Origin of the sequence: Blastococcus sp. CT_GayMR16, assembly GCF_004570875.1 — a bacterium.
In the GTDB taxonomy this organism is placed as follows: domain Bacteria; phylum Actinomycetota; class Actinomycetes; order Mycobacteriales; family Geodermatophilaceae; genus Blastococcus_B.
Genome location: NZ_SPQK01000025.1, coordinates 23240 through 49522 on the forward strand (window position 1 = coordinate 23240; position 26283 = coordinate 49522).

Consider the following 26283-nt stretch of genomic DNA (forward strand, 5'->3'; position numbering starts at 1 on the left):
GATGAGCCTCGGGACGGGGCCGGGGGGAGCGGGCCTCTCTCAGACGATTGCGCTCTTGCCGGTCACCGCCCGCCCGACGATCAGCGTGTTCACCTCGCGGGTGCCCTCGTAGGAGTAGATGGCCTCCGCGTCGGCGACGAAGCGACCCACGTTGTTCTCCAGCAGGATCCCGTTGCCGCCCATGAGCTCCCGGGCCCACCCGACGGTCTCGCGCATCCGCACCGTGCTGAACGCCTTGGCCATGGAGGCGTGCTCGTCGGTCATCCGGTTCTCGCCCTGCAGCTGTGAGAGCCGCGCACACAGCGCGGCCGAGGCCGTGATGTTGCTCAGCATCCGGACGAGCAGGTCCTGCACGAGCTGGAACTCCACGATCGGCTTGCCGAACTGGGTGCGGTCCATCGCGTAGCGCAGCGCGTGCTCGTAGGCCCCCCGGGAACAGCCGACGGCGGACCACGCCACCCCGGCGCGGGTCATCCGCAGGACGTTCGCGGTATCCCGGAAACTGTTCGCCTCCTGCAGGCGGTTCTCCTCCGGCACCCGAACGTCCTCGAGCGTGATGAGCGCGTTCTGCACGGCGCGCAGCGCGATCTTGTCCTCGAGGTCGACCGCGGTGAACCCGGGGGTGTCCTTCTCGACGACGAAGCCGAGCACGCGCTCGGTCTCCTCGTCCCGCGCCCAGATCATGATCAGGTCGGCGAAGCTGGCGTTGCCGATCCACTTCTTCTGCCCGTTGAGCACCCAGGTGTCGCCGTCGCGGCGGGCCGTCGTCCGCAGGCCGCGGGCCACGTCGGAACCGGCGTCGGGCTCGGTCAGCCCGAACGCGCCGATCAGTTCCATCCGCGCCATGGCGGGCAGCCAGCGTTCCTTCTGCGCGTCGGAGCCGCAGAGGTAGATCGTGCCCATGGCCAGACCGCCGTGCACGCCCATGAACGTGGAGATCGACGGGTCGCCCCGGGACAGCTCCATGGCGATCATGCCGTCGGTGAGCGGCGAGCGGCCAGGGCAGCCGTAGCCGGAGTACTGGGTGCCGGCGATGCCGAGTTCGGCCAGGCCGGGGATCAGCTCGAGCGGGGTCTTACCGCGGGTCCAGTAGTCGTTGATGATCGGCTGGACCTTCTCGTCCATGAACGCCCGCACGCGGTGCAGGAGGGCGCGGTCGTCCTCGTCGAGCAGCGCCTCGAGGTCGTAGAAGTCGGACGTGACGATCTTCGGCTCGGCGCTCACGGGGACTGCCTCTCTGCAGCGGGGACCGGGCTGGCACCTACCCCCGCGAGCACGGAACCCAACCGGCGTGAATGTCCGGGGTGTCCGCGGGGAACGTGCGGGGCCCGACCGCGACCGCCGGCCGCGCGCAGGAGGAGGTGCTGACCCGCATCGACCGCCTCGTCTTCAGTCACGCCTTCGCCGAGGAGACGGTGCTCTGGCCGGTCCTGCGCCTGGTTCTGCCCGACGGGGACGCGCTCACCCTGCGGGTCGAGGAGGAGCACCAGGAGGTCAACGAACAGGTGGCCGCGCTCGAGCGGGACGGGGCGGACGACCCGCAGCGGCAGTCCCGGCTGGCCCGGCTCGTCGAGGTGCTCCGCGAGGACGTGCGCGACGAGGAGGACGTCCTCTTCCCCCGGCTGCAGGACGCGGTGGATCCGGAGGAGCTGCGCCGGCTGGGACGGCGATGGCAGATCATGCGCCGGCTCTCGCCGACGCGTCCGCATCCGACGGTCTCGCGCCGTCCGCCGGGGAACGCGCTCTCCGGCCTCCCGCTGACGGTGCTCGACCGGAGCAGGGATGCCGTCGATGCAGGTGAGCCGGGTCCCCGATCAGCTGGTGCCGGCGGGCCAGGCGCTGAGCCGGGCGCTGGCCGGCCTCGCCGGGCTCGTGGAGCGGATCCCGTTGTCGCGGGCGGGCGACGACCCGCCGACCAGCCGCTGACGGGTGGTCCGACCCTGAGGGCGGCCGGCGCCGGAACCAGGGGCCGATCCGGGTGTTCCCCGATGGTCGCGGGGGTGCACCGTTCGCCAGGCTTGGCCCATGACATCAGCACCGTTCCCCACCCCGCCGCCCGCCGGCCAGCCGTCCGGTGAGCAGCCGACCGTGCGTCCGCAGTTGCGTCGCAGTGGCACCGAGAAGATGTTCGGTGGCATCTGCGGCGGGCTCGCCGAGTACAGCGGGATCGACCCGCTGTTGTGGCGGGTCGGCTTCGTCGGTCTCACGCTCGCCGGTGGCGCCGGCGTGATCGTGTACCTGCTGCTCTGGGTGCTCATGCCGTCCGGGCCGCTGCGTCCGGGCGACACCCCGAGTGCCGTCGATCAGCTCGTCGACCGCCTGCACGCCGCCGCATCGGGCAGCCGCGCCGTGCCCCCGCGCGACTGACCGCGGACGCGACTGACCACGGACGCAGAGCGCCCCCGGCCCGACGGGACCGGGGGCGCTGCGGTGCAGGGGCTGCCGCTCAGGTGGTCTGCTGCGGCTTGGGCTCCTCGCGAGCGTCGAGCTGGATCTCCTTCTCCGCGCGCGGCACGCCCTCCTTGAGCTCCTTCGTCCGCTCGATCTCGGCGTCGAGCTCGATGCCGAAGAGCAGCGCGAGGTTGATCAGCCAGAACCAGATGAGGAAGACGATGACGCCGGCGAGCGCGCCGTAGGTCTTGTTGTAGCTGCCGAAGTTCCCCACGTAGAAGGCGAACAGTGCCGAGGCCACGATCGCGACGAGGATGGCCACGCCGGCACCCGGGCTCACCCACTTAAAGCCACGGAGCCGGACGTTCGGCGTCGTGTAGTAGAGGACGGCGATCATCAGCGCCAGGATCACGAGGATCACGGGGTACTTGGCGATGTTCCAGATGGTCTGACCCGTCTCGCCGATCCCGATCGCCTGGCCGATGGCGTCGACGACCGGGCCGCTGAGCAGGAGCGTCGCGAGGATCACGGCGGCGAACAGGATGCCGACCAGGGTGACCAGCAGCTGGAGCGGCTTGAGCTTCCAGATCTTGCGCCCTTCCGGCGTCTCGTAGACGACGTTCGCGGCGCGGGTGAAGGCCCCGACGTAGCCCGATGCCGACCAGACGGCGCCGGCCAGACCGAGGATCAGTCCGAAGCCGGCCGCGCTGTCGTTGCTCGCGAGCTGGGTGATCACCGGCGTGAGCGCGTCGGAGGCGCTGCCGGGGACGACGGAGGTGAGGGCATCGGTGAGGGTCTTCGGGTCGACCAGCAGCCCGACGATGGACAGCAGGCCGATCAGGGCGGGGAAGAGCGCCAGGACGCCGTAGTAGGTGAGCGCGGCCGCCCAGTCGGTCAGGTTGTCCTCGCTGAACTCCATCAGCGTGCGCTTGATCGTGCCGCCCGTGGTGGGCTTCGGGTCGGCGCCCTGGGGCGCGTAGTCCGCGCGGGTGCCGCTGATCTCGTCGGTCTCGGGCGCTGGGTCGCCGGACGCGCGCGCGGATCGGTCCTGCGCTTCGGACTTGGACGAGCCGGTGGGTCGGGCCATGGGGATTCTCCGGTGAGTGGGCCCGTCGGAACGGTCGGGCGGGTGGGCGTCTCGGCTCCTGCGATGCCCCGGACGATCCCGTTCCATGCCCCCGGGACCGGCCGGGCGTGTCGATGGCACGTGACGTCGACGCTCGCGGATCGGCCGCTCGAGGGGTGAGCTCGATCACACACCGTCAGGAGAAGTACACAGATTGACGATTGAGACCTCGGTGATCGGGGGACACAGTCCCTCGACGACGTGCTCCGCCCCTGAACCCGGCGGAGCCAGCCGACAGCATGGGGGAGACAACAGATGATGGTGTGGCCGGCCGTGACCCTGATCGGGTTCCTGGTTCTGACCGCCCTGGTCATCGCGATGGGCACGCAGTCCACCGCCCGGTACGAGCGCGAGCGCGAGGAGCGGACCACGACCCCGCGCCAGGCCGCCGCCGAGCCGGTGGGGGCTCCGGTCGCCGCCTAGCTCTCGCCGACTGCGTCCTCCGTCAGAGCCAGGACGGCGACGCGTCCAGGACCGTCCGGTCCAGGGACTCCAGCAGGTCGAGCTGCACGTGCACCTTCGGCAGCTCCCAGCGATGGAAGTACCGCGCGGCCTGACGCTTGCCGTGGTGGAAGTCGGAGTCGGCGGCCCCCGCCGCGAGCGCCTGCTCCAGCCACAGCCACGCGACCACGATGTGCCCGGCCGCCTCCAGGTAGACGTGGGAGTTGGCCAGCGTGACGTCGGGGTCGCCGGCCCCCCACAACGTCGCGGTGACGGCACCCAGCCGGGCGACGGCGGCGTCCAGGTCCTCGGCGAAGCCGGCCCACTCCGTGCCGGCCGCCCGCGCGGTGGTCGCGGTGATGGTCTCGCCGAGCAGCGCCAGCCCCGCGCCCCCCTGCATGACGACCTTGCGGCCCAGCAGGTCCAGGGACTGGATGCCCTGGGTGCCCTCGTGGATCGGGTTGAGCCGGTTGTCCCGGTAGAACTGCTCGACCGGGTAGTCGCGGGTGTAGCCGTAGCCGCCGTGGACCTGGATCGCGAGGTCGGACGCGGCCAGGCCCCACTGCGACGGCCAGGCCTTCGCGATCGGCGTCAGCATGTCCAGCAGCAGGTGCGCGCGGGTCCGGTCGGCGTCGGTGTCGGCGGTCTGTTCCTCGTCGACCAACCGGGCGCAGTACAGCCCGAGGGCCAGCCCGCCCTCGGCGTAGGACTTCGCCGCGAGCAGCATCCGGCGCACGTCGGGGTGCTCGACGATGGGCACCATGGGGGATGCGGGGTCCTTGGCGCCGGCCGGGCGGCCCTGGGTGCGGGTGCGGGCGTACTCCAGCGCGTGCAGGTAACCGGTGTAGCCCAGCACCGTCGCGCCCATGCCGACGCCGATCCGCGCCTCGTTCATCATGTGGAACATGTAGGTCAGGCCGCGGTGCTGCTCGCCGACCAGGAAGCCGACGGCGCCGGCCCGCCCGCCGGGGGTGTGCACGCCCTCGCCGAAGTTGAGCAGCGTGTTCGTCGTCCCCCGGTAGCCCATCTTGTGGTTGAGACCGGCCAGGACGACGTCGTTGCGTTCGCCGAGCGAGCCGTCGTCGTTCACCAGGAACTTGGGGACGACGAACAGCGAGATCCCCTTCACGCCGGGCGGACCGCTGGGGATCTTCGCGAGCACCAGGTGGACGATGTTCTCGGTCAGCTCGTGGTCGCCGCCGGAGATCCACATCTTGTTGCCGGTCAGCCGGTAGCTGCCGTCGTCCTGGGGCTCGGCCTTCGTAGTGATGTCGGCCAGCGATGACCCCGCCTGCGGCTCCGACAGCGCCATGGTGCCGAACCAGCGGCCCTCGAGCTCGGGCCGGACGTAGGTGTCGATCTGCTCCGTGCTGCCGTGGGCCAGCAGCAGGCGGGCGTTGCCCATCGTGAGGAACGGATAGGCCGAGGTGCCGACGTTGGCGGCCTTGAACCAGGCGAACACGGCCTGCCCGACCGTGTGCGGCAGCTGCATGCCGCCGTACTCCTCGTCGAAGGAACCGGCCATGAGACCGGCGTCGGTGAAGACCTTCAGCGCCTTCGCGACCTCCGGGATCATCTGCACCGTGCCGTCGACCATCCGCGGCTCGTTCTCGTCGGCCGTGCGGTTGTGCGGCGCGAAGTGGTCGGTGGCGATCTGCTCGGCGAGGTCCAGGACCGCGTCGAAGGTCTCGCGAGAGTGCTCGGCGAACCGCGACCGCTTGGTCAGCGACTCCACGTCCAGCCACTCGTGCAGCAAGAAGTCGAGATCACGGCGGGAGAGGATCGAAGAAGAACCCACCGGCTCACCATACGACCGCGCCGAGGGCTGCCCCTCCAGTCGGAGAAGCAGCCCTCGGCGCGGGTGATTCAGTGCCGGGTCAGTGCCGCGGGTCCTCCGCGGTGCCGGCCGGCGGGGCGGTCGACGTGGGAGCCGAGGCGCCGACCGACTGGACGGGCTGGTCGGCCTCGACGTCCGGGGTGACCGCGGTGCCGGGCTTCTTCTCGTCGTCCTCCTGGAGGGCCTGGATGCCCGACTTGTCGCTGAGCGGGACCTCCGGCAGGAAGAGCATGACGAAGAAGCCGACGGCGACGACCGCTGCCGCGACGAGGAAGACCAGGTCGATCGAGTCGGAGAACCCGGTCTTGAACGGCAGGGCGAGGAAGTCCGGCAGCTTCTGGATGAACGACGTGTCGGACAGGTCGCCCCCACCGTTCAGCTGCCCGCTCGACAGCGCCGCCTCGACCCGGGGGTCGGTGGCCGCGGCCGAGTCCAGCGCACTGCTGATCTTGTCCGGCAGCGTGGTGAACAGGATCGACAGGAAGGCCGCGACGCCGATCGTGCCGCCCATCTGGCGGAAGAACGTGACCGACGACGTCGCGACACCCATCTCCCGCGGGGAGACGGCGTTCTGCACGGCCAGGATCACCGGCTGGAAGTTGAAGCCCAGGCCGATGCCGAGCAGCACCATGAAGGGGACCAGCGCCCACACGGAGGTGTCGGCGTCGATGATGAACGACATCGAGACCAGCGCGGCGACGATGAACACGATGCCGACCAGCGGGAAGATCTTGTACTTGCCGGTCTTGCCGATCGCGATGCCGGAGCCCATGGCCCCGCTCATGATGCCGGCGACCAGCGGGATCATCTGCAGGCCGGCGACCGTCGGGCTCGACCCGTGGACGATCTGCAGGTACTGCGGGAGCAGCAGGATGCCGCCGAACATGCCGGCGCCCAGGACGATGCTGCCGACGCTGCCGATGGCGAAGCTGCGGTTCTTGAACAGGCGCAGGGGGAGCAGCGCGTCGTCCTTGTAGGCGCGCTCGGCCAGGACGAAGGCGATCAGGCCGACGACGCCGATGGCGTAGCAGAGCAGCGCCCGGCCGGAGTCCCAGCCCCAGGTGCGGCCCTGCTCGGCCACGATCAGCAGCGGCACGAGGGTGGTGACCAGCGCCAGGGCGCCGGGCCAGTCGATGCGGTGGTCGCGCCGCTGGTGCGGCAGGTGCAGCACGCGCATGACGACGACGAACGCCAGGATGCCGAGCGGCACGTTGACGTAGAAGATCCAGCGCCAGCCGGTGATGCCCAACAGCGACGACTGTCCGGCCAGGAAACCGCCGATGACCGGGCCCAGGACGCTCGACGTCCCGAACACGGCCATGAAGAAGCCCTGGTACTTCGAGCGTTCCCGCGGCGGCACGATGTCGCCGATGATCGCCAGCGCGAGAGACATGAGGCCACCGGCGCCGATGCCCTGGATGGCCCGGAAGGCGGCCAGCTGGTACATCGAGTCGGCGAGCCCGCAGAGCATCGAGCCGACGACGAAGACCCCGATGGCGAACAGGTAGAACGGCCGCCGTCCGTAGAGGTCCGACAGCTTGCCGTAGAGCGGCGTGGCGATCGTCGAGGTGATCAGGAACGCCGTCGTCGCCCAGGCCTGCAGGTCATAGCCCTGCAGGTCGTCGGCGATGGTGCGGATGGCGGTGGACACGACGGTCTGGTCCAGCGCGGCGAGGAACATGCCGAGCAGGAGGCCGGCGAGGATCGTGACGATCTGCCGGTGGGTGAAGACGCCGCTGGCGTCCGGCGCGGCGGCCGCCGCGCGGGCGTCCCTGCGGTCGGCCGCGCTGGTGCGGGTGGACTGGCTCATCGGATCTCTTCCGGGTCGATGGTGGGAGCGCCGGCGGGAGCGTCGGGATTGCCGGGCAGGGTGGCGGTGATGTCGTCGAGGAGGCGGCCGAACAGGGTGGTCAGGGCGGCGAGGTCACCGGCGTCCCACCCGGCGGTCACGTGGGCGAGGTGGTTCTCCCGCTCGCGGCGCAGGGCCTCGTGGGCCGCGTGGCCGGCGTCGGTGACGTGCAGCCGGCTGGCCCGGCCGTCGGACTCGTCGGCGACCCGCCGGACCAGACCCTGCTCGACGAGCGCGGCCACGTGCCGGCTCACGGTCGAGGGGTCGGCGTGGACGAGTTCGGCGAGCGCGCCCTGGCGCAGCGGACCGAGGCGCACGAGCGGGAACAGCAGCACCAGCGCGGCCCGGTCGCGGGTCTCGTTAGTGGCCATCTGTGTCTTGAGCGCGTGCACCAGACGCATGAACCGGGGCAGCTGCTCCGACAGCGTGCGCACCTCGGCGAGCCGGTCGACGGGATCGACCGCGCCGGAGGGGACGACGGTGGTGGACATGCGACTCCGAAGGACGAGGGAAGACATGCACGGTACAACCCGTTGCACGATGCACGCAATCAGTTGCAGCGTACACAGAATGTGACCTCGCCTATGTCCGGCCACGCCGGCGGCAGTGCGATCCTTGATCAGCAGCACCCATCAGCCCGAGAGGAACGCGAGCCCGCCCGTGAGTGCCCCCGCCGACGACCTGCGCGCCCGGCTGCCGGAGCTCACCATTCTCGATGAGCACCGGCTGCGCCGTCGTCTCGACGGGTTGCGGAAGACCCGCGACCCGCAGGCGCGGGCCCGCCAGCACGAGCGCATCGCGGCTGACGTGGCCACCGCCGAGGCGCGGATCGCCCGCCGCCGGGCTTCCGTCCCGGTGATCACCTATCCCGACGAGCTGCCGGTCAGCCAGCGGCGCGACGACATCGCCGCCGCCCTGCGCGACTCCCAGGTCGTCGTCGTCGCAGGCGAGACCGGATCGGGCAAGACGACCCAGCTGCCGAAGATCGCCCTCGAACTCGGGCGCGGCGTCCGGGGCCGGATCGGGCACACCCAGCCCCGCCGCATCGCCGCCCGCAGCGTGGCCGAGCGGATCGCCGAGGAGCTGGACAGCCCGCTGGGCGAGACCGTCGGCTTCAAGATGCGGTTCAACGACTCCGTGAGCGACTCGACCGTCGTCAAGCTGATGACCGACGGCGTGCTGCTGGCCGAGATCGCCCACGACCGGCTGCTGCGCCAGTACGACACGATCATCCTCGACGAGGCGCACGAGCGGAGCCTCAACATCGACTTCCTGCTGGGCTACCTCGCCCAGCTGCTGCCGCGGCGCCCCGACCTGAAGCTGGTCATCACCTCCGCGACCATCGACGTCGAACGGGTGGCCGCGCACTTCCGGGGCGCGCCGATCGTCGAGGTCACCGGACGCACCTACCCCGTCGAGGTCCGCTACCGCCCGGTCGTGGACCCCGACGACGAGGACGCCGATCCCGATCGCGACCAGGTCAGCGCGATCCTCGACGCCGTCGACGAGCTCGTCGCCGAGGGGTCCGGCGACATCCTCGTGTTCCTCGCCGGCGAGCGGGAGATCCGCGACACCCAGGAGGCGCTCGGCGAGCGGGCGCTGCCCTACACGGAGATCGTGCCGCTCTACAGCCGCCTGTCGGCGGCCGACCAGCACAAGGTCTTCAGCCCCCACAGTGGACGGCGGATCGTGCTGGCCACCAACGTCGCGGAGACCTCGCTGACCGTGCCCGGGATTCGGTACGTCATCGACCCGGGGACGGCGCGGATCTCCCGGTACAGCCTTCGGACGAAGGTCCAGCGGCTGTCGATCGAGGCGGTCAGCCAGGCCTCGGCCCGGCAGCGCTCCGGCCGGTGCGGGCGCCTGGGCCCGGGCATCGCGATCCGGCTGTACACCGAGGCGGACTTCGAGGCGCGCCCGGAGTTCACCGACCCGGAGATCCTGCGCACCAACCTCGCCTCGGTGCTGCTGCAGATGGCCTCCCTCGACCTGGGGGACGTCGCCGACTTCCCGTTCGTCGACCCGCCGGACAGCCGCGCCGTCGCCGACGGGATCGCGCTGCTCGAGGAGCTGCACGCCCTCGACGAGCACGGGAAGCTCACCGGGACCGGACGCGCGCTCGCCGCCCTGCCCCTGGACCCGCGGATGGCCCGCATGGTGGTCGAGGCCGACACGCTCGGGGTGCTCGACGAGGTGCTGGTCATCGCCGCCGGCCTCACCATCCAGGACCCGCGCGAGCGTCCCACCGAGCACCAGCAGGCCGCCGACCAGCTGCACGCCCGCTTCGCCGACGAGAACTCCGACTTCCTGGCGCTGCTCAACCTCTGGCGGTACCTGGGCGAGCAGCAGGACGCGCTCTCCGGCAACCAGTTCCGGCGCACGGTGAAGCGGGAGTTCGTGCACTACCTGCGCATCCGCGAGTGGCAGGACCTGCACGGCCAGCTGCGCGGCACCGCGCGGCGGCTGGGGATGACGCTCGGCGAGCCGGCCGCCGAGGCCGACGAGAAGGGCATCACCGCCGCGCTGCTGGCCGGGCTCCTCTCGCACGTCGGGATGCAGGTCGAGCAGGCGAAGGGCGACAAGCGGCCCGGCCGGGAGTACCTCGGCACCCGCAACACCCGTTTCGTGATCGCGCCGGGCACGCCGCTGGCGAAGAAGCCGCCGCGCTGGGTGGTCGCCGCCGAGCTGGTCGAGACCAGCCGCCTGTTCGCCCGGACCGTGGCCCGGATCGATCCGGAGACCGTCGAGCGACTCGCTCCCCACCTGGTGAAGCGCCAGTACTCCGAGCCCCGCTGGGACGCCAAGCGCGGCTCCGTCGTCGCCACGGAGCGGGTCACGCTGTACGGGCTGCCGCTCGTCGTCGGCCGCCGGGTGCAGTACGGCTCGATCGACCCCGTCGTCTCGCGGGAGCTGTTCATCCGGCACGCCCTCGTCGCAGGCGAGTGGACGACGCACCACCGCTTCTGGGCCGACAACCAGCGCGCGATCGAGCAGGTCGCCGCCCTCGAGGAGCGGGCCCGGCGGCGCGACATCCGCGTCGACGAGGAGACGGTCTTCGAGCTCTACGACCAGCGCATCCCGGCCGACGTCGTCTCGACCCGGCATTTCGACCGCTGGTGGAAGGACGCCCGGCGCCGCCAGCCCCACCTGCTCACCTTCACGCCGGAGATGCTCACGAACGCGGCGACCGCCGGGCAGGTCCGCGCCGAGGACTATCCCGACGAGGTGCACCTCTCGCAGGGGCTGACCCTCCCGCTGTCCTACGCCTTCGCGCCGGGAACGGCCGAGGACGGCGTCACCGTCGACGTCCCCCTCGCCGTGCTGGACGGGGTCGCCTCGGCGACGTCGGGTGAGTCGCTGGCCTTCACCGTCCCGGGGCTCCGCGAGGAGCTCGTGACGGCGTTGCTGCGCAGCCTGCCCAAGCAGGTGCGCCGCGGGCTCGTGCCCATCCCCGACCGCGTGCGGGAGGTGCTCCCGCGGATCGACCCGGGGGAGCCGCTGCTGCCGGCGCTCGAGCGCGAGCTGCGCCGGGCGACCGCGGTGACGATCCCGCCGGACGCCTGGGCGCCGGACCAGGTGCCCGACCACCTGCGGGCCACCTTCCGGGTGCTCGACGACCAGCAGCGGCCGCTCGCCGTCGGCAAGGACCTGGCTGCCCTCAAGGCGCAGGTCGCGCCGACGGCGCGGGCCAGCCTGGCTCGGGCCGCGACGGACCTCGAGCGGACCGGCCTGACCTCGTGGGAGTTCGGCACCCTCCCGTCCAGCGTCGACGTGCAGCGGGGCGCGCACGTGGTCACGGCCTATCCCGCCGTGGTGGACGAGGGGGAGACCGTCGGTGTCCGCGTCGTCCCGACACAGGCCGAGGCGAGCCGGCTGACCTGGCGCGGGGCCCGTCGGCTGCTGGTCCTGGTCGCCGGCTCCCCGGCCCGCCAGATCGTCCGCACGCTGTCCCCGCGCACCCGGCTGGCGCTCCAGTTCAACCCGGACGGCGAGATCCCCGACCTGGTCGCCGACTGCGTGGACGCCGCGGCCGACGAGCTGATCGCCGCCGCCGGCGGACCGCCCCGCGACGCGGCGGCCTTCGCGGCGCTCGTCGCCACCGCACGGACCGAGCTGCCCCGGCTCACCGCCGACACGGTGCAGAAGGTCGAGGCCGTGCTGACCCAGGCCCGGGAGGTGGCGGTCGCCATCGGCGCCGCACCCGGACGACGGGTCCCCGACGCCGCGATCGCCGACCTGCGCCGGCAGATGGGTGGCCTGCTGCACCGCGGCTTCGTCGCGGCCACCGGACGGCGGAGGCTGCCGGACGTCGTCCGCTATCTCAAGGCGATGGAGCACCGGCTGGAGAAGCTGCCCGCCAACGCCGTCCGGGACGAGCTCTGGATGGCCCAGGTGGCCGCGGTGGCGGCCGAGTACGAGCAGCTGCGGACGCAGCTGCCCGGCACCGGCGCGCCCGACGACCCGGTGACCCGCATCCGCTGGATGGTCGAGGAGCTCCGGGTGGGCCTGTTCGCCCAGGTCATCGGAACGCCACGACCGGTGTCCGAACAGCGCGTCTACAAGGCGATCGACCAGCTCATCGCCTGATGAAGGACCCCGTCCTCCCCGCCCCTCGCAGGCTCGGGGCGGTGCCCTGGACGGGGCCGGTTCCGGGCGCGACCATGAGGCTCCCCCGCATCGAGGGGAGGAGCCGTGGACACGTTCATCCGCTGGTCCGGGTACGGGCTCGTCGCGTCGGGCCTGCTCACGCTGCCCGTCGCGTGGCACCCCGACGTCTTCGACATCGGGTTCGCCGAGGCCGCCCGAGGCTCGTTCTGGGGCGCGGGGCACGCAGCCGGGCTGCTGGTCGCGGTCCTCTCCCTGCTGGCGCTCGCCGCGTGGGCGGCACTGCACGGGCCCCGGATGGGTCGCCTCGGTGCCGTCGGGGCCGTGCTCACGGTGGTGGGCCTGGTGGTCACCGCCGCCCTGGCCACCGTCGAGTCGCTCGCCTTCCCCGTGCTGGCGGAGGAGGACCCGGCCCTGCTCGAGATCGACGGCCCGCTGCTCGGGTCGGTCGCGTTCCGGGCGGTCGCCGGGCTGGCGCTGCTGTGGTTCATCGGCCTGGCCTGCGTGGGTGTGGCGACCGAGCGCGCCGGTGTGCTGCCCCGGGGCGCCGGCTGGCTGCTCGCGATCGGCGCGGTCTCCTTCGCGGCCTTCGAGGGACCGTTCGTGCCCGTCCTGGGCCAGGCGTCGGTGGTCGGCTTTGCCGTCGCCCAGGCCTGGTTCGGCCTCGCTCTGGTCTCCGCCCGCACCTCTGCGGCGGCGCCAGTGGCGTCGTGACCGACGACTGGTTTGCCGTCGGAGGGGATCGGGGAGGGGTTGCAGGACACCGTCGACGACACAGAGGGAGCTGCACCATGAGCGAGCCCACCAGCCACACCGAGGCCGCCGGCGAAGGCGTCTCCGACGAGGAGATGGTCAAGACCGTGGCCGAGCAGACCGACAGCGCGTCGGAGAACGCGGACACCGCCGGCAAGGACTGGAACGGCGACCCGAGCGGCGACCGCGGCTAGTTGCGAGACTGCGCCGGTGGAGACGACGACCGGCGCAGGTGCACCGACGACGGCAGGGCCGGGGGCCGCGGAACGGATCGCGGCCACCGCCCTGCGTCCGGCCCGGACCGTCGTCCGCTGGGGGGTGCGGCACGGCCTGGCGTCGGTGTTCCTCGAGCGCAGCGCACGCAGCGGTGACCCGGTGGGTCGGCTGCTGCGGAACCCGGCGGTGCGCGACCACCCGTACGAGGTCCACGAGGAGCTGCGGGCCCGCGGGCCGCTGGTCGGGAGCAGCCTGGGGCTGGTCACCACGTCGCACGCGGTCGCCTCGGAGATCCTGCGCTCCGACCGGTTCGGCGTCGGATGGGACCGGGGCGCAGCACCTAGGCTGATCCGCTGGGCGCTCCGCTTCGGGGACGAGCTCGACGCCACCGGCGTCGCCGAACCGCCGTCGATGCTGGTCGTCGACCCGCCCGACCACACCCGCTTCCGCCGCCTGGTGAGCCGCGCCTTCACCCCTCGCGCCACCGCCGCGTTCGAGCCGGTGGTGCAGCGGACCGCCGATGCGCTCCTCGACGCCCTCGAGATGCGCCGCGGCACGGTCGACCTCGTCGAGACCTACGCCGCCCAGCTGCCCGTCCTGGTCATCGCCGATCTGCTCGGTGTCCCCGCCGCGCGCCGCGAGGACTTCCTGCGCTGGGGTGCCGCCGCGGCCGCCACGCTGGACCCGGGGCTGCCGTTCCGGCGGTACGTCGCCGCCGAGCGGGCGCTGCGGGCGATGCACGCGTTCCTCCGGGAGCACTTCGAGCGGCTGCGCCGGGAGCCGGCCGACGACCTGGTGAGCCGGCTGGTCGGGCTGCCCGACGAGGAGGCGCTGACCGAGCGGGAGCTGCACGCCACCGTGATGCTGCTGCTCGGCGCCGGCTTCGAGACGACGGTCAACCTGCTGGGCAACGGTGTGGTGCTGCTCGACACCCACCGCGACCAGTGGGAGGCGCTCGCCGCGGACCCCTCGGGCTGGGACGGCGCGGTCGAGGAGGTGCTGCGGCACGACAGCCCCGTCCAGATCACCGGCCGGACGGCGAAGGCCGACGGCGAGGTGGCCGGCCGGGAGGTTCGCGCCGGCACCCGCGTCACCGTGCTCCTGGGCGCCGCCAACCGCGACCCGGAGGTGTTCGACGACCCCACCCGGTTCGACGTGGCGCGCGGCAACGCCCGCGACCACGTGGCCTTCTCAGCCGGCATCCACTACTGCGTCGGCGCCGGGCTGGCCCGCCTCGAGGGGGTCGTCGGCCTGCGCACCCTGGCGGAGCGATTCCCCGGGCTGCGGGTCAGCGGCCGCCCGGTGCGCCGGGATCTGCAGACGCTGCGGGGATTCGAGCACCTTCCGGTGGCGCTGCGCTGACGTCGTCGGTGGTGAGCACCGCGTTCCGCGCCGCACCCCAGCCGAACCAGGTCATCGGCACCAGCGCCGCGAGGAGCAGGGCGATCGGCCAGGACCAGCCGCCGGTGAGGTCGTGCAGCGCGCCGATCACGAGCGGGCCGAGGGCGGCCAGCAGGTAGCCGAGGCACTGCGCGACCCCGCCCAGCCGGGCGGCGACGAGGGGCGTCGGGCTGCGCAGCACGATGAGGGTCAGGGCGAGGGCGAACCCGCCGCCCTGCGCCAGGCCGAACGCGCCGACCCAGAGCAGCGTGCCGGTGTCCGGCGCGATCAGCAGCCCGCCCAGCCCGACCGTGTAGGACACGGCCACGGCGAGGATCAGCGGGCGCTGGGTGCGCATCCGGCCGGCCTGGGCCGGCGCCAGGAGGGCCCCGGCCGCCCCGACGACGTTGGCGAACCCCAGGAGCAGGCCGCCCTCCCGCGCGGGGACGCCGGAGTCGGCCAGCAGCGTGGGCAGCCACGCCGCGACCGTGTAGAACTGCACGCTCTGCAGCCCGAGGTAGGTCGTCACCTGGCGGGCGAGGGGCTGGCGCAGCAGCGACCACGAGCCGGAGTCGTCGGGCAGCGGTTCGCTGGTGCGGTGTGCCCGACCGGTGCCCGCCACGGGCAGCCAGAGGGCGAGGGCGGCGAGCGCCAGAGCCAGCCAGAGCCCCAGCGCCGTCCGCCAGTCGACGCCGAAGGCCGCGGCCAGCGGCACCGTGAGCGCGGCCCCGGCGGCGGCGCCGATGTTGAGCGAGGCCGAGTAGAGGCCCATGACCACGCCGGGGCGGGTGAACTCGCGCTTGACGTACGCCGGCAGCAGCACGTTGGCGAACGCGATCGCCGCACCGGCCAGCAGGCTGCCCGCGAACAGCAGGGCGACCGGAGGGAGCAGCCGGAGCGCGATGCCGGCGGCGAGCAGCACCAGCGACAGGGCGACGGCCGTCTCCAGGCCGATGCGGCGGGCCAGCCGGGGAGCCGTGGGCGCGAACGCCCCGAAGCAGAGCACCGGCAGGGTGGTCAGCAGTCCGGCCAGCGCGGAGGACAGGCCGGTCTCCGCGCGCAGGTCCCCGAGCACCGGGGCGACGGCGACGACGGCGGGCCGCTGGTTCAGGGCCACCGCGACGATCGCCGCGACGAGGGCGATCGTCGCCGCGCGGGACCGCACCTTTCCCCCGCCGTCCATCGGCGTCCACTCCACCACAGCGGTGATCGGGCCTCATCCCGGGGAGCCTCCCTCCCGTCAGGCGGAAGGAGGGTGGTCCGCGTCACACCCGTCTGTCACCGTCCGGGCATGTTCCTGCGCCCCGCCGCCGTGGCCGTCGCTGCTCTGCTCACCGTGGCCGCCTGCGGGGGATCCGACGACGCCGGCAACGGCGACTCCACGTCGGGGGGCACGGACCAGGTCACGATCGGGCTCATCCCGATCGTGGACGTCGCGCCCATCTACCTCGGGCAGGAGCAGGGCTTCTTCGCCGACCGGGACATCGAGCTCACCGTGGAACTGGCGCAGGGCGGTGCCGCGATCGTCCCGTCGGTGATGAGCGGCAACGCCCAGTTCGGGTTCAGCAACGTCGTCTCGATGATGGTGGCCGCCTCCGGCGGCCTGCCCGTCCGGCTCGTCGGCCCGGGTGTCCGCTCGACCGGTGAGCAGGGCGCGGACTTCAACGGGGTCGCCGTCCCCGGGGACAGCCCGATCCGGACGGCGGCCGACCTGGAGGGCCGCACGGTGGGGGTGAACACGCTCAACAACATCTGCAGCGTGAGCATCAACGAGTCGGTCCGGAAGGCCGGCGGCGACCCGTCGCAGCTGAACTACGTGGAGCTGCCGCCGCCGGACATGCCCGCGGCCCTCGACACCGGGCAGATCGAGGCGACGTGCATGAGCGAGCCGTTCCTGAGCGGCTACCTCGCGCGCGGCGGCCGGACAGTGGCGTCGAACTACGTGGACGTCGCACCCGAGGCCGACATCGCGGTGTACTTCACCTCGGCGGAGCTGCTGGAGTCCGATCCCGACCTGGTCGAGCGGTTCACCGAGGCGCTGGCCGAGTCGCACGCCTACGCCCAGGAGCACCCGGACGAGACGCGCGCGATCGTGACGACCTACACCAGCCTGACCGCCGAGCAGGTCGCCGGCGTGACGCTGCCGCAGTTCCCGACCGAGTTCAACCGCGAGTCCCTGGAGCGGATCGCCGAGCTCGCGGAGGAGGACGGTCTGCTGAAGGAGCCCGTCGACCTCGACCAGTTGCTGCCCGCCGGCTAGCTCGCGGGGGTCAGCATCCCGGCGCCGACGGTGGCGTTGGTGGCCTCGTCGATCAGGATGAACCGGCCGGTCGCGCGGTTGCGCAGGTAGTCGTCGACGAACAGCGGCTGGGTGGCGCGCAGCCGCACCCGCCCGATGTCGTTGAGCCCGAGCTCGCCGGCCTCGGGATCGCGGTGCAGCGTGTTCACGTCCAGCCGGTAGGTCAGGTCCTTGACCACCGCCCGCACCGTCCGCGTGGTGTGCTTGATGGCGATCCGCTGCCGGGGTCGCAGCGGCTCGTCGGCCATCCAGCAGACCAGCGCGTCGATGTCCTGGGTGGCGGTCGGCGCGTTCGCGGGCCGGCAGATCAGGTCGCCCCGGGACACGTCGACGTCGTCGGTGAGCCGCACGGTGACCGACATCGGCGGGAACGCCTCGTCGACCGGCCCGCGCGGACCGTCGATGCCGGCGATCGTGGTGGTCAGCCCGCTGGGCAGCACCTGCACCTCGTCGCCCGGGCGCAGGACACCGCTGGCCACGGTGCCGGCGTAGCCGCGGTAGTCGTGGTGGGCGTCGGACTGCGGGCGGATGACGTACTGCACCGGGAAGCGCGGGTCGACCAGGTTGCGGTCACTGGCGACGTGCACGTGCTCCAGGTGGTGCAACAGCGTCGTCCCCTCGTACCAGGAGGTGTTCGTCGAGTGGCGAACGACGTTGTCGCCGTGCAGCGCGGAGATCGGGACGACGGTCAGGTCGGGCACGTTCAGCTTGCTGGCGAAAGCGCTGAACTCGTCGCGGATCGACTCGAAGATCTCCTCCGACCAGTCGACGAGGTCCATCTTGTTGACCGCGACGACGAGGTGCGGCACCCGCAGCAGGGAGGCGAGGAAGGCGTGCCGGCGGCTCTGCTCGAGCATCCCCTTGCGGGCGTCGACCAGCACGATCGCGAGGTCGGCCGTCGACGCGCCGGTGACCATGTTGCGCGTGTACTGCACGTGCCCTGGGGTGTCGGCGAGGATGAACGTGCGCCGCGGGGTGCTGAAGTACCGGTAGGCGACGTCGATGGTGATGCCCTGCTCGCGCTCGGCGCGCAGGCCGTCGGTGAGGAGCGCCAGGTCGACGTAGTCGCCCTTGCTGGCGCGCTCGACCGCCTCGTACTGGTCCTCGAAGATCGCCTTGCTGTCGTAGAGCAGCCGGCCGATGAGGGTGCTCTTGCCGTCGTCCACCGAACCGGCGGTGGCGATCCGGATGATGTCCTTGCGGGCCGTCGCGATCTCGACGGCGTGCTCGGCGACGGGGGAGTGGACGTCGATCGGAGGGTGGACGCCGGGCTGGGCGGCAGTGTCGGGCTGGTCGACGGGGGTCATCGGTCGGTCGTCCCTCTGTGCGGCTGGCGGGTCCGGTCGGCGCGGCGGACGCTGGTACCCGATCCCCGAGGTGGAAGGACCAGGTGTTCGTCTTCGCCGCCGCCGTGCCCGCACTCATGGTCGTCGTCGTGGGTTACGTGCTCGGCTACGCCGTTGCCCAGTGGATCTGCGACCTGCTCGGAGTGGACGCGGCTCGGACGCCGGAGGTCGCGGGCTGGACCACGGGTCTCGTGCTCCTGGGCGTGGTGCTCTGGCTGCTGCTGAACCGCTGGCGCCGTCGTCGTCCGGAGAGCCCTGAACATCGGGGCGGCGACCATCAGAAGTAGCCCTCCTTCTTCCGGTCCTCCATGGCGGCGTCGCTGACCTTGTCGTCGCCGCGGGTCGCGCCGCGCTCGGTCATGCGGGTCACCGCGATCTCGGCGATGACCTCCTCGACGGTGACCGCCTCCGACAGCACCGCCGCGGTCAGGTTCGCGTCGCCGACGGTGCGGTAGCGCACGGTCTCGCGGCGGATCTCCTCCCCGTCGCGGGGGCGGATGAACTCGTTGACGGCGTAGAGCATCCCCTGCCGTTCGACGACCTCGCGCTCCTGCGCCAGATACAGCGGCGGGATCGCGACGTCCTCCTGGAGGATGTACTGCCAGATGTCCAGCTCGGTCCAGTTCGACAGCGGGAAGACCCGGATCGACTCGCCGAGGTGGATCCGGCCGTTGTAGAGGTCCCAGATCTCGGGCCGCTGGTTCTTGGGGTCCCACTGGCCGAACTCGTCGCGGAAGGAGAACAGCCGCTCCTTGGCGCGCGCCTTGTCCTCGTCACGGCGGGCGCCACCGAACAGGGCCGTGAAGCCGTGCTCCTCGACGGCGTCGAGAAGCACCGGCGTCTGGATGCGGTTGCGGGAGCCGTTGGGCTCCTCCTTGACCGTGCCGGCTGCGATCGCATCGGGCACCGAGGCGACGATCAGCTGCACGCCCAGCTCGGCGACCCGCTTGTCGCGGAACTCCAGCACGTCGGGGAAGTTCAGCCCGGTGTCGACGTGCATGACCGGGAAGGGGATGCGCGCGGGGGCGAACGCCTTGCGGGCGAGCTCCAGCATCACGATCGAGTCCTTGCCGCCGGAGAACAGCAGCACCGGGCGTTCGAGCTCGGCGACGACCTCGCGGATGACGTGGATGGACTCGGCCTCCAGCGTCTCCAGCTGGCTCAGCCGGTAGTCGGGCGTTGGCATGCGCGCGGTCTCCGGAGGATCGACATCAGGACGAGCAACGCCCATCCCGTTCATGCGGATTCCCGTCCAGTGTCCGTCATCGCCCCGCGCGCACCGCCGCCAGGATCGGTTCGGCCAGCTCCGGACGGCAGACGACCAGGTCGGGGAGCCACGGGTCAGGGTCGTTGTAGACGAGCGGGGAGCCGTCCAGGCGGCAGGTCGTGAGCCCGGCCGCGCGGGCGACGGCGACGGGTGCCGCGGAGTCCCACTGGTACATGCCGCCGCCGTGGACGTAGGCGTCGACCTCGCCACGGACGACGGCGACCGTCTTGTAGCCGGCCGATCCGAGCGGGACGAGCTCCCCCTCCAGGGCGTCCGCGACGACGGTGGCGATCTCCGGCGGGCGGGTCCGGCTGACCGCGATCCGGACGGCGCCGGACCGCGGGGGCAGGTCCGGCGCGGGATCGGTGCGGAGGACCTCCCCGAGGCCGGGCAGCGCGACGGCTGCCGCGGTCAGCTCCCCGGCCGACCAGAGCGCCACGTGGACGGCCCAGTCGTGCCGGTCCGGATCGCCGTACTCGCGGGTCCCGTCGAGCGGGTCGACGATCCACACGCGTTCGGCGGTCAGCCGCCGCCGGTCGTCGGCCGCCTCCTCGCTGAAGACGACGTCGCCCGGGCGGTCGTCCGACAGCGCGGTGACGATGGCCCGCTGCGCGGCCGCGTCCCCGGCGTCCCCGAGAGCGCGCCCGGCCAGGCCGCCGGACCGCAGGTCGACCAGCACGGCGGCGGCCGCCCGGGCCGCGCGCTCCGCGACCGCGACGTCGCTGGTCACCCCTCCTCCGGGACGGCGGTCGCGTCGCTTGCCCGGCTCTGCGACGGTCGCTCGCCGGAGGCGTCGGTGATGCCGTCGAAGTACGTGTCGACCTTCTCCTGCCGCGGCTTGATGAACAGCCCGCGCGCCTCGACCAGGACCTGGTCGGGGGCGGACGCGAGCGCGATCGTGCCGACGATCTGCGACTTGCGCCCGCTGGTCTCGGCGACGCGAGCGCGGAAGACCAGCGCCTGCCCGATGGGCAGCGGTCCGCGGTAGTCCAGCTCCAGATGGGCGGTCATGCCCCAGACCCCGGCCGCGACAGCGGCGTTGGCGAGGACGGAGTCCATGAGGAGCGCGCTCACCCCGCCGTGCACGTAGGTGGGTGGCCCCTCGTAGGCGACGCCGAGGGTCGCCTCCCCGACGACGCCGTCGTCCTCGCGGCGCATGACCAGCGGCAATGCGAGGGCGCTGGCCTCTCCGCCCACCGGGTCGAAGGCACGGCCGCCGAGGGCGGGCAGCTGCGACACCGGACGCCGCGCGACGGCGAGCCGCTCCGACGCCCCGCGCACCAGTTCCGCGACCGCCCGTACCTCGGCCGGGGCCACGGTGGTCACCACCGAGAGCTCGATCAGCTCGCGCAGCGCGGTGGCGAGGTCGGTCGCCGCGGCCAGCGGTTCGGCGTCCGGAATCGTTCCGTGGTCGGTCGTGGTCACCTGCGGATCGTGGCAGGACCGCTAGTCGGGCTGCCCGTCGCCCCCGGCCGGCGGCAGGTCGGCCGGACCGGACCGCGGGAGCCGCACGGTGACGACCGTGCCCTTGCCCGGGGCGGTGTCGAGGCCCACCGAGCCGCCATGGGCGGCGACGAGGGAGGAGACGATGGCCAGCCCGAGGCCGGTGCCGCCCGCCGCGCGCGTGCGGGAGGCGTCCGCGCGGTAGAAGCGCTCGAACGCCCGCTCGGCGTCCGCGGGGTCCATGCCCGGTCCCTCGTCGGCGACCCGCAGCACGAGCACTCGGGGATCGTCCGCCGCCTCGGCCACCGTGACGGTCACCCGCATCCCCGCCGGCGTGTGCGTCAGCGCGTTGGTGACCAGGTTGCCGACGACCTGGCGCAGGCGGCCCTCGTCCCCGCGCACCACGGGGACGTCGGTCAGCGACTCGTCCAGGTGGAGGGCGATCGGCCGGTCGGGCTGGACGGCCTTCGCGTCGTGGACGGCGTCGCCGGCGATCGCCGCCAGGTCGACGGGGGCGAACGTGAGCGGACGCTGCTGATCCAGCCGGGCGAGCAGCAGCAGGTCCTCCACGAGCAGCCCCATCCGGGCGCCCTCCGCCTCGATGCGCTCCATCAGCCGGCGGATGTCCTCGTCGGTCCGGACGGCGCCCTGGCGGTACAGCTCGGCGAACCCGCGGATGGACGTCAGCGGCGTGCGCAGCTCGTGGCTGGCGTCGGCGACGAAGCGGCGCATCCGGTGCTCGGACCCGCGGGCCTGTTCCTCGGACGCCTGCTGGGCGCGGAAGGCGGTCTCGATCCGGGAGAGCATCCCGTTGAGGGAGATGGCCAGCCGGCCGACCTCGGTGCGGTCGTTCCCCTCCGGCACCCGGCGGGAGAGGTCGCCGGCCGCGATCGCGCGCGCCGTCTCCTCCACCTCGGCCAGCGGCCGCAGGCTGTTGCGCACCAGGACGTAACCGGCGGCGCCGAGCAGCGCCAGGACGATCAGCCCGACGACGACCTCGATGCGCACGAGCCGTCCGATGGCCTCGGCGTCGCCGCGCAGTTCGCTGCCGACGACCACCGTGTAGCCGCCGGGGAGGTCACCCGAGGTCATGCGCCATTCGCCGTGACCGTCGGAGTCGACGGTCGTCGGTCCGTCACCGCTGCGCAGCTTGTCGGCGGTGGCGGTGTCGAGATCGGGCATGTCCCGGTCCACACCCCGCGGCCCACCGAGCACGATCGGGTCGTCGTCGCCGGGGGCCAGGCAGGCGACGTAGGTCGGGTTCGGCTGTGGGTAATCCGGGTCGGAGAGGCACGCCTCGATGAGACCGGGCTGGCGCTCGTAGGCCTGCACGGTGTCGCTCAGCTCGGCGTCGCGCTGGTCGAGCAGGTACTGCTTGAGCAGCGACGTGGCCGTGATGGCGGTCGCCGCGAGCGCGACGGCGACCAGCGCCACCAGCAGGGCGACGAGGGTGATCCGGAGCGGCACCCGTGAGCCCCGCTCCGTGCGCGGAACGGTCGCGCTCACGTCCCGCGGGGGAGCCGCAGCGTGTAGCCCACGCCTCGGATGGTCTGCAGCAGCCGCGGCTCGGTCGTGTCGATCTTGCGCCGCAGGTAGGAGATGTAGGACTCGACGACGTTGGCCTCGCCGTTGAAGTCGTAGTTCCACACGTGGTCGAGGATCTGCGCCTTGGACAGCACCCGGCCTGCGTTGGCCATCAGGTAGCGGAGCAGCTTGAACTCCGTCGGCGACAGGCTGATCACCTCGCCGGCCTTGATGACCTCGTGGCTCTCCTCGTCCAGCTCGATGTCGGCGAAGGACAGCCGCGGTGCCTCGGCGATCTGCTGGGCGCCGGCGCTGCGGCGCAGCACGGCGCGGATCCGGGCGAGCACCTCATCGAGGCTGAACGGCTTGGTGACGTAGTCGTCGCCGCCGAGGGTGAGGCCCGAGACCTTGTCCTCCGCCGCGTCGCGGGCGGTCAGGAACAGCACGGGCGTGTGGCGACCCGACTGGCGGAGCCGGCGGACGACGCCGAAGCCGTCCAGCCCCGGCATCATCACGTCGAGGACGAGCAGGTCGGGCCGGAACGAATCGGCCAGCGCAAGAGCCTGCTGCCCGTCGGCGGCCGTGGCCACCTCGAAGCCGGCGTAGCGCAGGCTGGCCGAGAGCAGTTCGCGGATGTTGGGCTCGTCGTCCACGACGAGCAGCCGGGCCTCGGGGGTACTGCGGGTCTGCGCGGTGCCGGCCACGGGTCCTCCGGTCGGGCGAGCGGGTGCCGTCGTCATGAGTCGAGAGTGGGCGCTCCGGCTGCGGGCGGTCTGGACGCTACCTGTGAACTCCCTGAGGGCCGCTCAGTCGGCGGGTGACATGGCGCGGCCGCGGCGCCAGTACCCGATGGCGTGGTGCTGCGCCCGGCTCAGCCCCCACCGTCCGCGCAGGTCGGCGCGGATGGCGCGGACGGCGGCCGACTCCGCCGCGACCCAGGCGAACACGTCGTCCCCGTCCGGCGGGTCCAGTGCGGCGACGGCGTCGGCGAGCAGCGAGCTCTCGCCGGGCGGGGTGTCGCCGCGGTGCAGCCACCGGACGACGAGACCCTCCGGCGCGGTCAGCGGCTGTTCCTCCGCGGCGCCGGCCACCTCGAGGAGTGCGACGCCGCGGCACGTGGCCGGGGCTGCGGCCAGGATCCGGCTGATCGCGGGCAGTGCGGTCTCGTCCCCGGCCAGCAGCAGTTGGGCGGCCGCCCGCTCGCCGAGGGCGCCGGACCCGGCGACGCCGAGCAGGGCACCGGGGGAGGCTGCGGCCGCCCAGGCGGCGGCCGGTCCGTCGCCGTGCAGCACGAAGTCGATCTCGACCTGGGCGGCGACCGGGTCCTGGCGGCGAGCGGTGTAGCTGCGCAGGCTGACCCCGTGGGCCCCGTCGGGCCAGACGATCCGCCCGTCCTTCGCCACCCGCGGCCACCGGGGGGCCGTGTCGCCCACGCGCGGGACCAGCAGGTTGACCGTCGGCCCGGCGGCCGCCACGGCGGCCGGCGTGCCCGAGAGGACCACCCGGCGCACCGAGGGCGTCACGTCCGCGACGGTCGCGACGGTGAGCACGTCGATCGCCCGCAGACCGTCGTCGGGGGAGAGGGCGGGAGTGGTCACTGCCCGAAGCCTAGAGGGGCCGGCCCGGCCGTCCCCGGGGGAATGGGGTCGACCGGACCGGCGATCGAGGACGGGTGCGAATCTCACACTGGGTAGCCGTTGTCCCCCGCTCACCAGCGTGGATGCGATTCGAGCCCCCGTCGGTCTGAACGCTACGTGACGAAACCGCTCCTGCCACTGCCCTCACGAGTGAGGTCTGCTCCCGATCGGGTGATCCGTCGCGCGATGTGTGTGCGCCCTTCCGGGCGGGCACGGGCGACGTAGCGCCGACGCCGACGAGAGGGGTCCTCATGGGCGAGGAGTTCGAGAAGGGCGACCACGTCACCTGGAACAGCCATGGGGGCACCGCCGAGGGCACGGTCGAGCGGACGATCACCTCGGACACCGAGGCGTCCGGGCGAACCGTCCGCGCCAGTGCCGACGATCCCCAGTACGAGGTGCGCAGCGAGAAGAGCGGCGGCACTGCGGTGCACAAGCCGGATGCCCTGCACGAGGACTGATCGCGCAGACCCACGACCCGGATCCGACCGGGCCCGACACAGACAGGAGGTCACCGTGACCGAGTCCGGAGACCAGTTCGCCGGTACGTCGCAGCGGAGCACCAAGCACAGCCCTCGGGTCGACGACGAGCTCGAGCACGAGGTCCAGGGCATGGTGCGGGGCGGCCACGCGACCCGGGCCGAGGAGTGGCGCGACCCCGAGCCGGTCGCGGAGGGCGACCCCGACATCGACGCCGATCCGTCGGGAACCCTCGTCGGCGGGACCCCGGTGGGGATGACCGCCGACGCCGTCGTCGCGCGCACCGAGCTGGCCCGCTGGCTGGTCCGCGCGGACTTCCCCGCGACGGGACCCGAGCTGGTCGAGGCGGCGCGCGACCACCGGGCACCGGATGCGGTCGCCGCCGAGCTCGAGCGGCTGCCCGACGGCCAGACCTTCGAGCGGGTCGGGGACGTCGTCCGCGCGCTGGGCTACCCCACCGAGACCTGACCGGACGGCGCCCCGGTCAGTTGCCGGTGCCCTCCCGGGCCTCTTCCTCGGCGATCTCCTCCGCACCGCGGCGGCGGAACAGGCGGGAGCCCGGGAAGCCCTTCACCACCTGGCGGAGGTCCTGGACCGTGTCGACGAGGTCGTGGACGTCGGTGCCGACGGTCCCCAGCGACTCCAGGACCGGGAGGATGTCCTCGTCCAGGTGGGTGACCAGCTGCGGCAGCCGGTCGATCAGGGTCACGAGGGCCTCGACCTCGCTGGGCTCGAGGGTTGCGGCCAGCCGGCGCACCGACGGCGCCAGGGCGGCGAGCGCCGGCTCGTAGTCGCCGAGGAGCGGCTCGACGCGGCCGATCAGACCCTCGCCGCGCTCGACGATGCCGTCGGCCCGCGAGGTCGTCCGGCCGACCCGCTCGATGGCGTCGTCGGCCTTGGTCTGGGTCTGCTCGACGCCCTCGATGGCGGCGTCGGCCCTGGCCTGGGTGCGCTCGACGCCTGCGATGGCGGCGTCGGCCCTGGCCTGGGTCCGTTCGACGCCTGCGATGGCGGCGTCGGCCCTGGCCTGCGTGGAAGAGACCGCGGCGATGGCCTCGTCGGCGCGGTCGACGACGTCGTCCACGCGGTCGAGCAGCACGCCCACCCGGTCGAGGTAGCCCTCCACCCGGCCGATCACCGTGCCGAGCCTGGGCACCAGGTCCAGTGCGTCGGTCACGCCGTCCTTCACGCCGGTCACGGCGGCGAGGACGTCGGACGGACCGGGTACCGACGGCAGTCTCATGCGAGCCACGCTACGCACGTGTTCGGTGGCCCACTATTCGGTTGCGTTCCTCCCTCGCCCGCCAGGGGGTGGGCCCTCTGCCGCGCGTCCGGCGTGGTGACCGCCGGAATCCCCGTATCGTCGGACCGAGCACGTACGGGGCACGGCCGACGACGAGAAGGTGTCGACACCGGTGGGGGAACAGCCGACGCGGGACGGCGCGGGTGGCCGTGACGTCTCCCGTGGCGTCCCCGGACGCACCCGCCGCGACGCCCGGACGGCGGCTCCCGAGGCGGTGACCGTCGAGCAACTGCTGGCGCGCCAGGGCGGTGTCGTCAGTCGCCGCCGCGCCGCCCGCCGCGTCGAGGAGCCCGCCCCTCGGATCGCGGACGACCCGCAGCCCGCCGTCCGGGCGGCCGGTCTTCCGCCGGTCCCCGGTGCCGTCCGGCAGGCCGGTCTCCCGCCGG

At 72.8% G+C, this 26283-nt stretch carries 25 protein-coding genes and 1 pseudogene; 12 read left to right on the forward strand and 14 right to left on the reverse strand.

Annotated features, from left to right (window positions below):
* Nucleotides 1–39: 39 nt before the first annotated feature.
* Nucleotides 40–1224: an acyl-CoA dehydrogenase family protein gene (locus E4P38_RS20355; RefSeq protein WP_135133815.1), complete on the reverse strand. Its 1185-nt coding sequence runs from the start codon at nt 1222–1224 to the stop codon at nt 40–42.
* Between the two features lie 95 nt (nt 1225–1319).
* Here E4P38_RS20355 and E4P38_RS20360 point away from each other — a divergent pair, with 95 nt between their 5' ends.
* A complete protein-coding gene (locus E4P38_RS20360) occupies nt 1320–2078 on the forward strand; it encodes a hemerythrin domain-containing protein (RefSeq protein ID WP_245161193.1) in 759 nt (252 codons plus the stop codon).
* Nucleotides 2026–2367 carry a PspC domain-containing protein gene (locus tag E4P38_RS20365; protein WP_135133816.1) on the forward strand — a complete coding sequence of 114 codons (342 nt, stop codon included), beginning with the start codon at nt 2026–2028 and terminating at the stop codon, nt 2365–2367. The genes E4P38_RS20360 and E4P38_RS20365 overlap by 53 nt, the downstream gene beginning before the upstream one ends.
* A gap of 79 nt (nt 2368–2446) precedes the next feature.
* Here E4P38_RS20365 and E4P38_RS20370 read toward each other — a convergent pair whose 3' ends face one another.
* Nucleotides 2447–3478, reverse strand: a complete 1032-nt coding sequence (locus tag E4P38_RS20370) for a YihY/virulence factor BrkB family protein (protein ID WP_135133817.1) — start codon at nt 3476–3478, stop codon at nt 2447–2449.
* Nucleotides 3479–3772: 294 nt separating this feature from the next.
* Here E4P38_RS20370 and E4P38_RS23050 point away from each other — a divergent pair, with 294 nt between their 5' ends.
* Nucleotides 3773–3940, forward strand: a complete 168-nt coding sequence (locus E4P38_RS23050; RefSeq protein ID WP_167760645.1) for a hypothetical protein — start codon at nt 3773–3775, stop codon at nt 3938–3940.
* A gap of 22 nt (nt 3941–3962) precedes the next feature.
* Here E4P38_RS23050 and E4P38_RS20375 read toward each other — a convergent pair whose 3' ends face one another.
* The 3 genes from E4P38_RS20375 to E4P38_RS20385 form a co-directional block, all read right to left on the reverse strand.
* The gene (locus tag E4P38_RS20375) at nt 3963–5756 is read right to left on the reverse strand and encodes an acyl-CoA dehydrogenase (protein ID WP_135133818.1); all 1794 of its coding nucleotides are present in this window, start codon (nt 5754–5756) and stop codon (nt 3963–3965) included.
* Nucleotides 5757–5835: 79 nt separating this feature from the next.
* Nucleotides 5836–7605: an MDR family MFS transporter gene (locus E4P38_RS20380; protein ID WP_135133819.1), complete on the reverse strand. Its 1770-nt coding sequence runs from the start codon at nt 7603–7605 to the stop codon at nt 5836–5838.
* Entirely contained in the window at nt 7602–8135 is a 534-nt protein-coding gene (locus E4P38_RS20385; RefSeq protein WP_135133820.1) for a MarR family transcriptional regulator, read from the reverse strand. Before E4P38_RS20385 ends, E4P38_RS20380 begins: the two co-directional genes overlap by 4 nt.
* Nucleotides 8136–8304: 169 nt before the next feature.
* Between E4P38_RS20385 and hrpA the strand changes: the two genes are divergently transcribed.
* From hrpA to E4P38_RS20400, 4 genes are all read left to right on the forward strand, one after another.
* Entirely contained in the window at nt 8305–12231 is a 3927-nt protein-coding gene (gene hrpA / locus E4P38_RS20390; protein WP_135133821.1) for an ATP-dependent RNA helicase HrpA, read from the forward strand.
* Between the two features lie 105 nt (nt 12232–12336).
* Nucleotides 12337–12963 (forward strand): hypothetical protein, encoded by a 627-nt coding sequence (locus E4P38_RS20395; protein ID WP_135133822.1) that lies wholly within the window; start codon nt 12337–12339, stop codon nt 12961–12963.
* Nucleotides 12964–13040: 77 nt separating this feature from the next.
* Complete coding sequence (locus E4P38_RS23055) at nt 13041–13196, forward strand: hypothetical protein (protein ID WP_167760647.1); 156 nt, start codon at nt 13041–13043, stop codon at nt 13194–13196.
* A 16-nt stretch (nt 13197–13212) separates the two neighbouring features.
* A complete protein-coding gene (locus E4P38_RS20400; protein WP_245161194.1) occupies nt 13213–14580 on the forward strand; it encodes a cytochrome P450 in 1368 nt (455 codons plus the stop codon).
* Here E4P38_RS20400 and E4P38_RS20405 read toward each other — a convergent pair.
* The gene (locus E4P38_RS20405; protein ID WP_135133823.1) at nt 14507–15781 is read right to left on the reverse strand and encodes an MFS transporter; all 1275 of its coding nucleotides are present in this window, start codon (nt 15779–15781) and stop codon (nt 14507–14509) included. The two genes, E4P38_RS20400 and E4P38_RS20405, sit on opposite strands and share 74 nt — an antisense overlap.
* Before the next feature lie 108 nt (nt 15782–15889).
* Here E4P38_RS20405 and E4P38_RS20410 point away from each other — a divergent pair, with 108 nt between their 5' ends.
* Nucleotides 15890–16858, forward strand: coding sequence for an ABC transporter substrate-binding protein (locus E4P38_RS20410; RefSeq protein WP_135133824.1), 969 nt, complete (start codon nt 15890–15892; stop codon nt 16856–16858).
* Here the strand turns inward: E4P38_RS20410 and E4P38_RS20415 are convergent.
* Nucleotides 16855–18204 carry a GTP-binding protein gene (locus tag E4P38_RS20415; protein ID WP_135133825.1) on the reverse strand — a complete coding sequence of 450 codons (1350 nt, stop codon included), beginning with the start codon at nt 18202–18204 and terminating at the stop codon, nt 16855–16857. The genes E4P38_RS20410 and E4P38_RS20415 overlap by 4 nt on opposite strands.
* A gap of 83 nt (nt 18205–18287) precedes the next feature.
* On the opposite strand from E4P38_RS20415, the gene E4P38_RS20420 reads away from it, so the two are divergent.
* Nucleotides 18288–18530: a hypothetical protein gene (locus E4P38_RS20420; protein WP_245161195.1), complete on the forward strand. Its 243-nt coding sequence runs from the start codon at nt 18288–18290 to the stop codon at nt 18528–18530.
* Here E4P38_RS20420 and cysD read toward each other — a convergent pair.
* The 6 genes from cysD to E4P38_RS20450 form a co-directional block, all read right to left on the reverse strand.
* Nucleotides 18521–19429 (reverse strand): sulfate adenylyltransferase subunit CysD, encoded by a 909-nt coding sequence (gene cysD / locus E4P38_RS20425; RefSeq protein WP_135133826.1) that lies wholly within the window; start codon nt 19427–19429, stop codon nt 18521–18523. The two genes, E4P38_RS20420 and cysD, sit on opposite strands and share 10 nt — an antisense overlap.
* A 76-nt stretch (nt 19430–19505) precedes the next feature.
* On the reverse strand, nt 19506–20240 hold the full coding sequence (locus E4P38_RS20430; protein WP_135133827.1) for an inositol monophosphatase family protein: 735 nt from the start codon (nt 20238–20240) through the stop codon (nt 19506–19508).
* Nucleotides 20237–20935: a PaaI family thioesterase gene (locus tag E4P38_RS20435; RefSeq protein WP_135133828.1), complete on the reverse strand. Its 699-nt coding sequence runs from the start codon at nt 20933–20935 to the stop codon at nt 20237–20239. The genes E4P38_RS20430 and E4P38_RS20435 overlap by 4 nt, the downstream gene beginning before the upstream one ends.
* A gap of 21 nt (nt 20936–20956) precedes the next feature.
* Nucleotides 20957–22459, reverse strand: coding sequence for a HAMP domain-containing sensor histidine kinase (locus E4P38_RS20440; RefSeq protein WP_209309227.1), 1503 nt, complete (start codon nt 22457–22459; stop codon nt 20957–20959).
* Entirely contained in the window at nt 22456–23217 is a 762-nt protein-coding gene (locus tag E4P38_RS20445) for a response regulator transcription factor (protein WP_209309228.1), read from the reverse strand. The genes E4P38_RS20440 and E4P38_RS20445 overlap by 4 nt, the downstream gene beginning before the upstream one ends.
* A gap of 66 nt (nt 23218–23283) precedes the next feature.
* On the reverse strand, nt 23284–24075 hold the full coding sequence (locus tag E4P38_RS20450; RefSeq protein WP_135133829.1) for a siderophore-interacting protein: 792 nt from the start codon (nt 24073–24075) through the stop codon (nt 23284–23286).
* 290 nt (nt 24076–24365) lie between these two features.
* Between E4P38_RS20450 and E4P38_RS20455 the strand changes: the two genes are divergently transcribed.
* On the forward strand, nt 24366–24575 hold the full coding sequence (locus E4P38_RS20455) for a DUF2945 domain-containing protein (RefSeq protein WP_135133830.1): 210 nt from the start codon (nt 24366–24368) through the stop codon (nt 24573–24575).
* Between the two features lie 55 nt (nt 24576–24630).
* Nucleotides 24631–25062, forward strand: coding sequence for a DUF2795 domain-containing protein (locus E4P38_RS20460; protein ID WP_135133831.1), 432 nt, complete (start codon nt 24631–24633; stop codon nt 25060–25062).
* Nucleotides 25063–25078: 16 nt separating this feature from the next.
* Here E4P38_RS20460 and E4P38_RS20465 read toward each other — a convergent pair whose 3' ends face one another.
* Nucleotides 25079–25837, reverse strand: a complete 759-nt coding sequence (locus tag E4P38_RS20465) for a hypothetical protein (protein ID WP_135133832.1) — start codon at nt 25835–25837, stop codon at nt 25079–25081.
* 172 nt (nt 25838–26009) lie between these two features.
* On the opposite strand from E4P38_RS20465, the pseudogene E4P38_RS20470 reads away from it, so the two are divergent.
* Nucleotides 26010–26283: pseudogene (locus tag E4P38_RS20470) on the forward strand (LytR family transcriptional regulator); the annotation flags it as partial.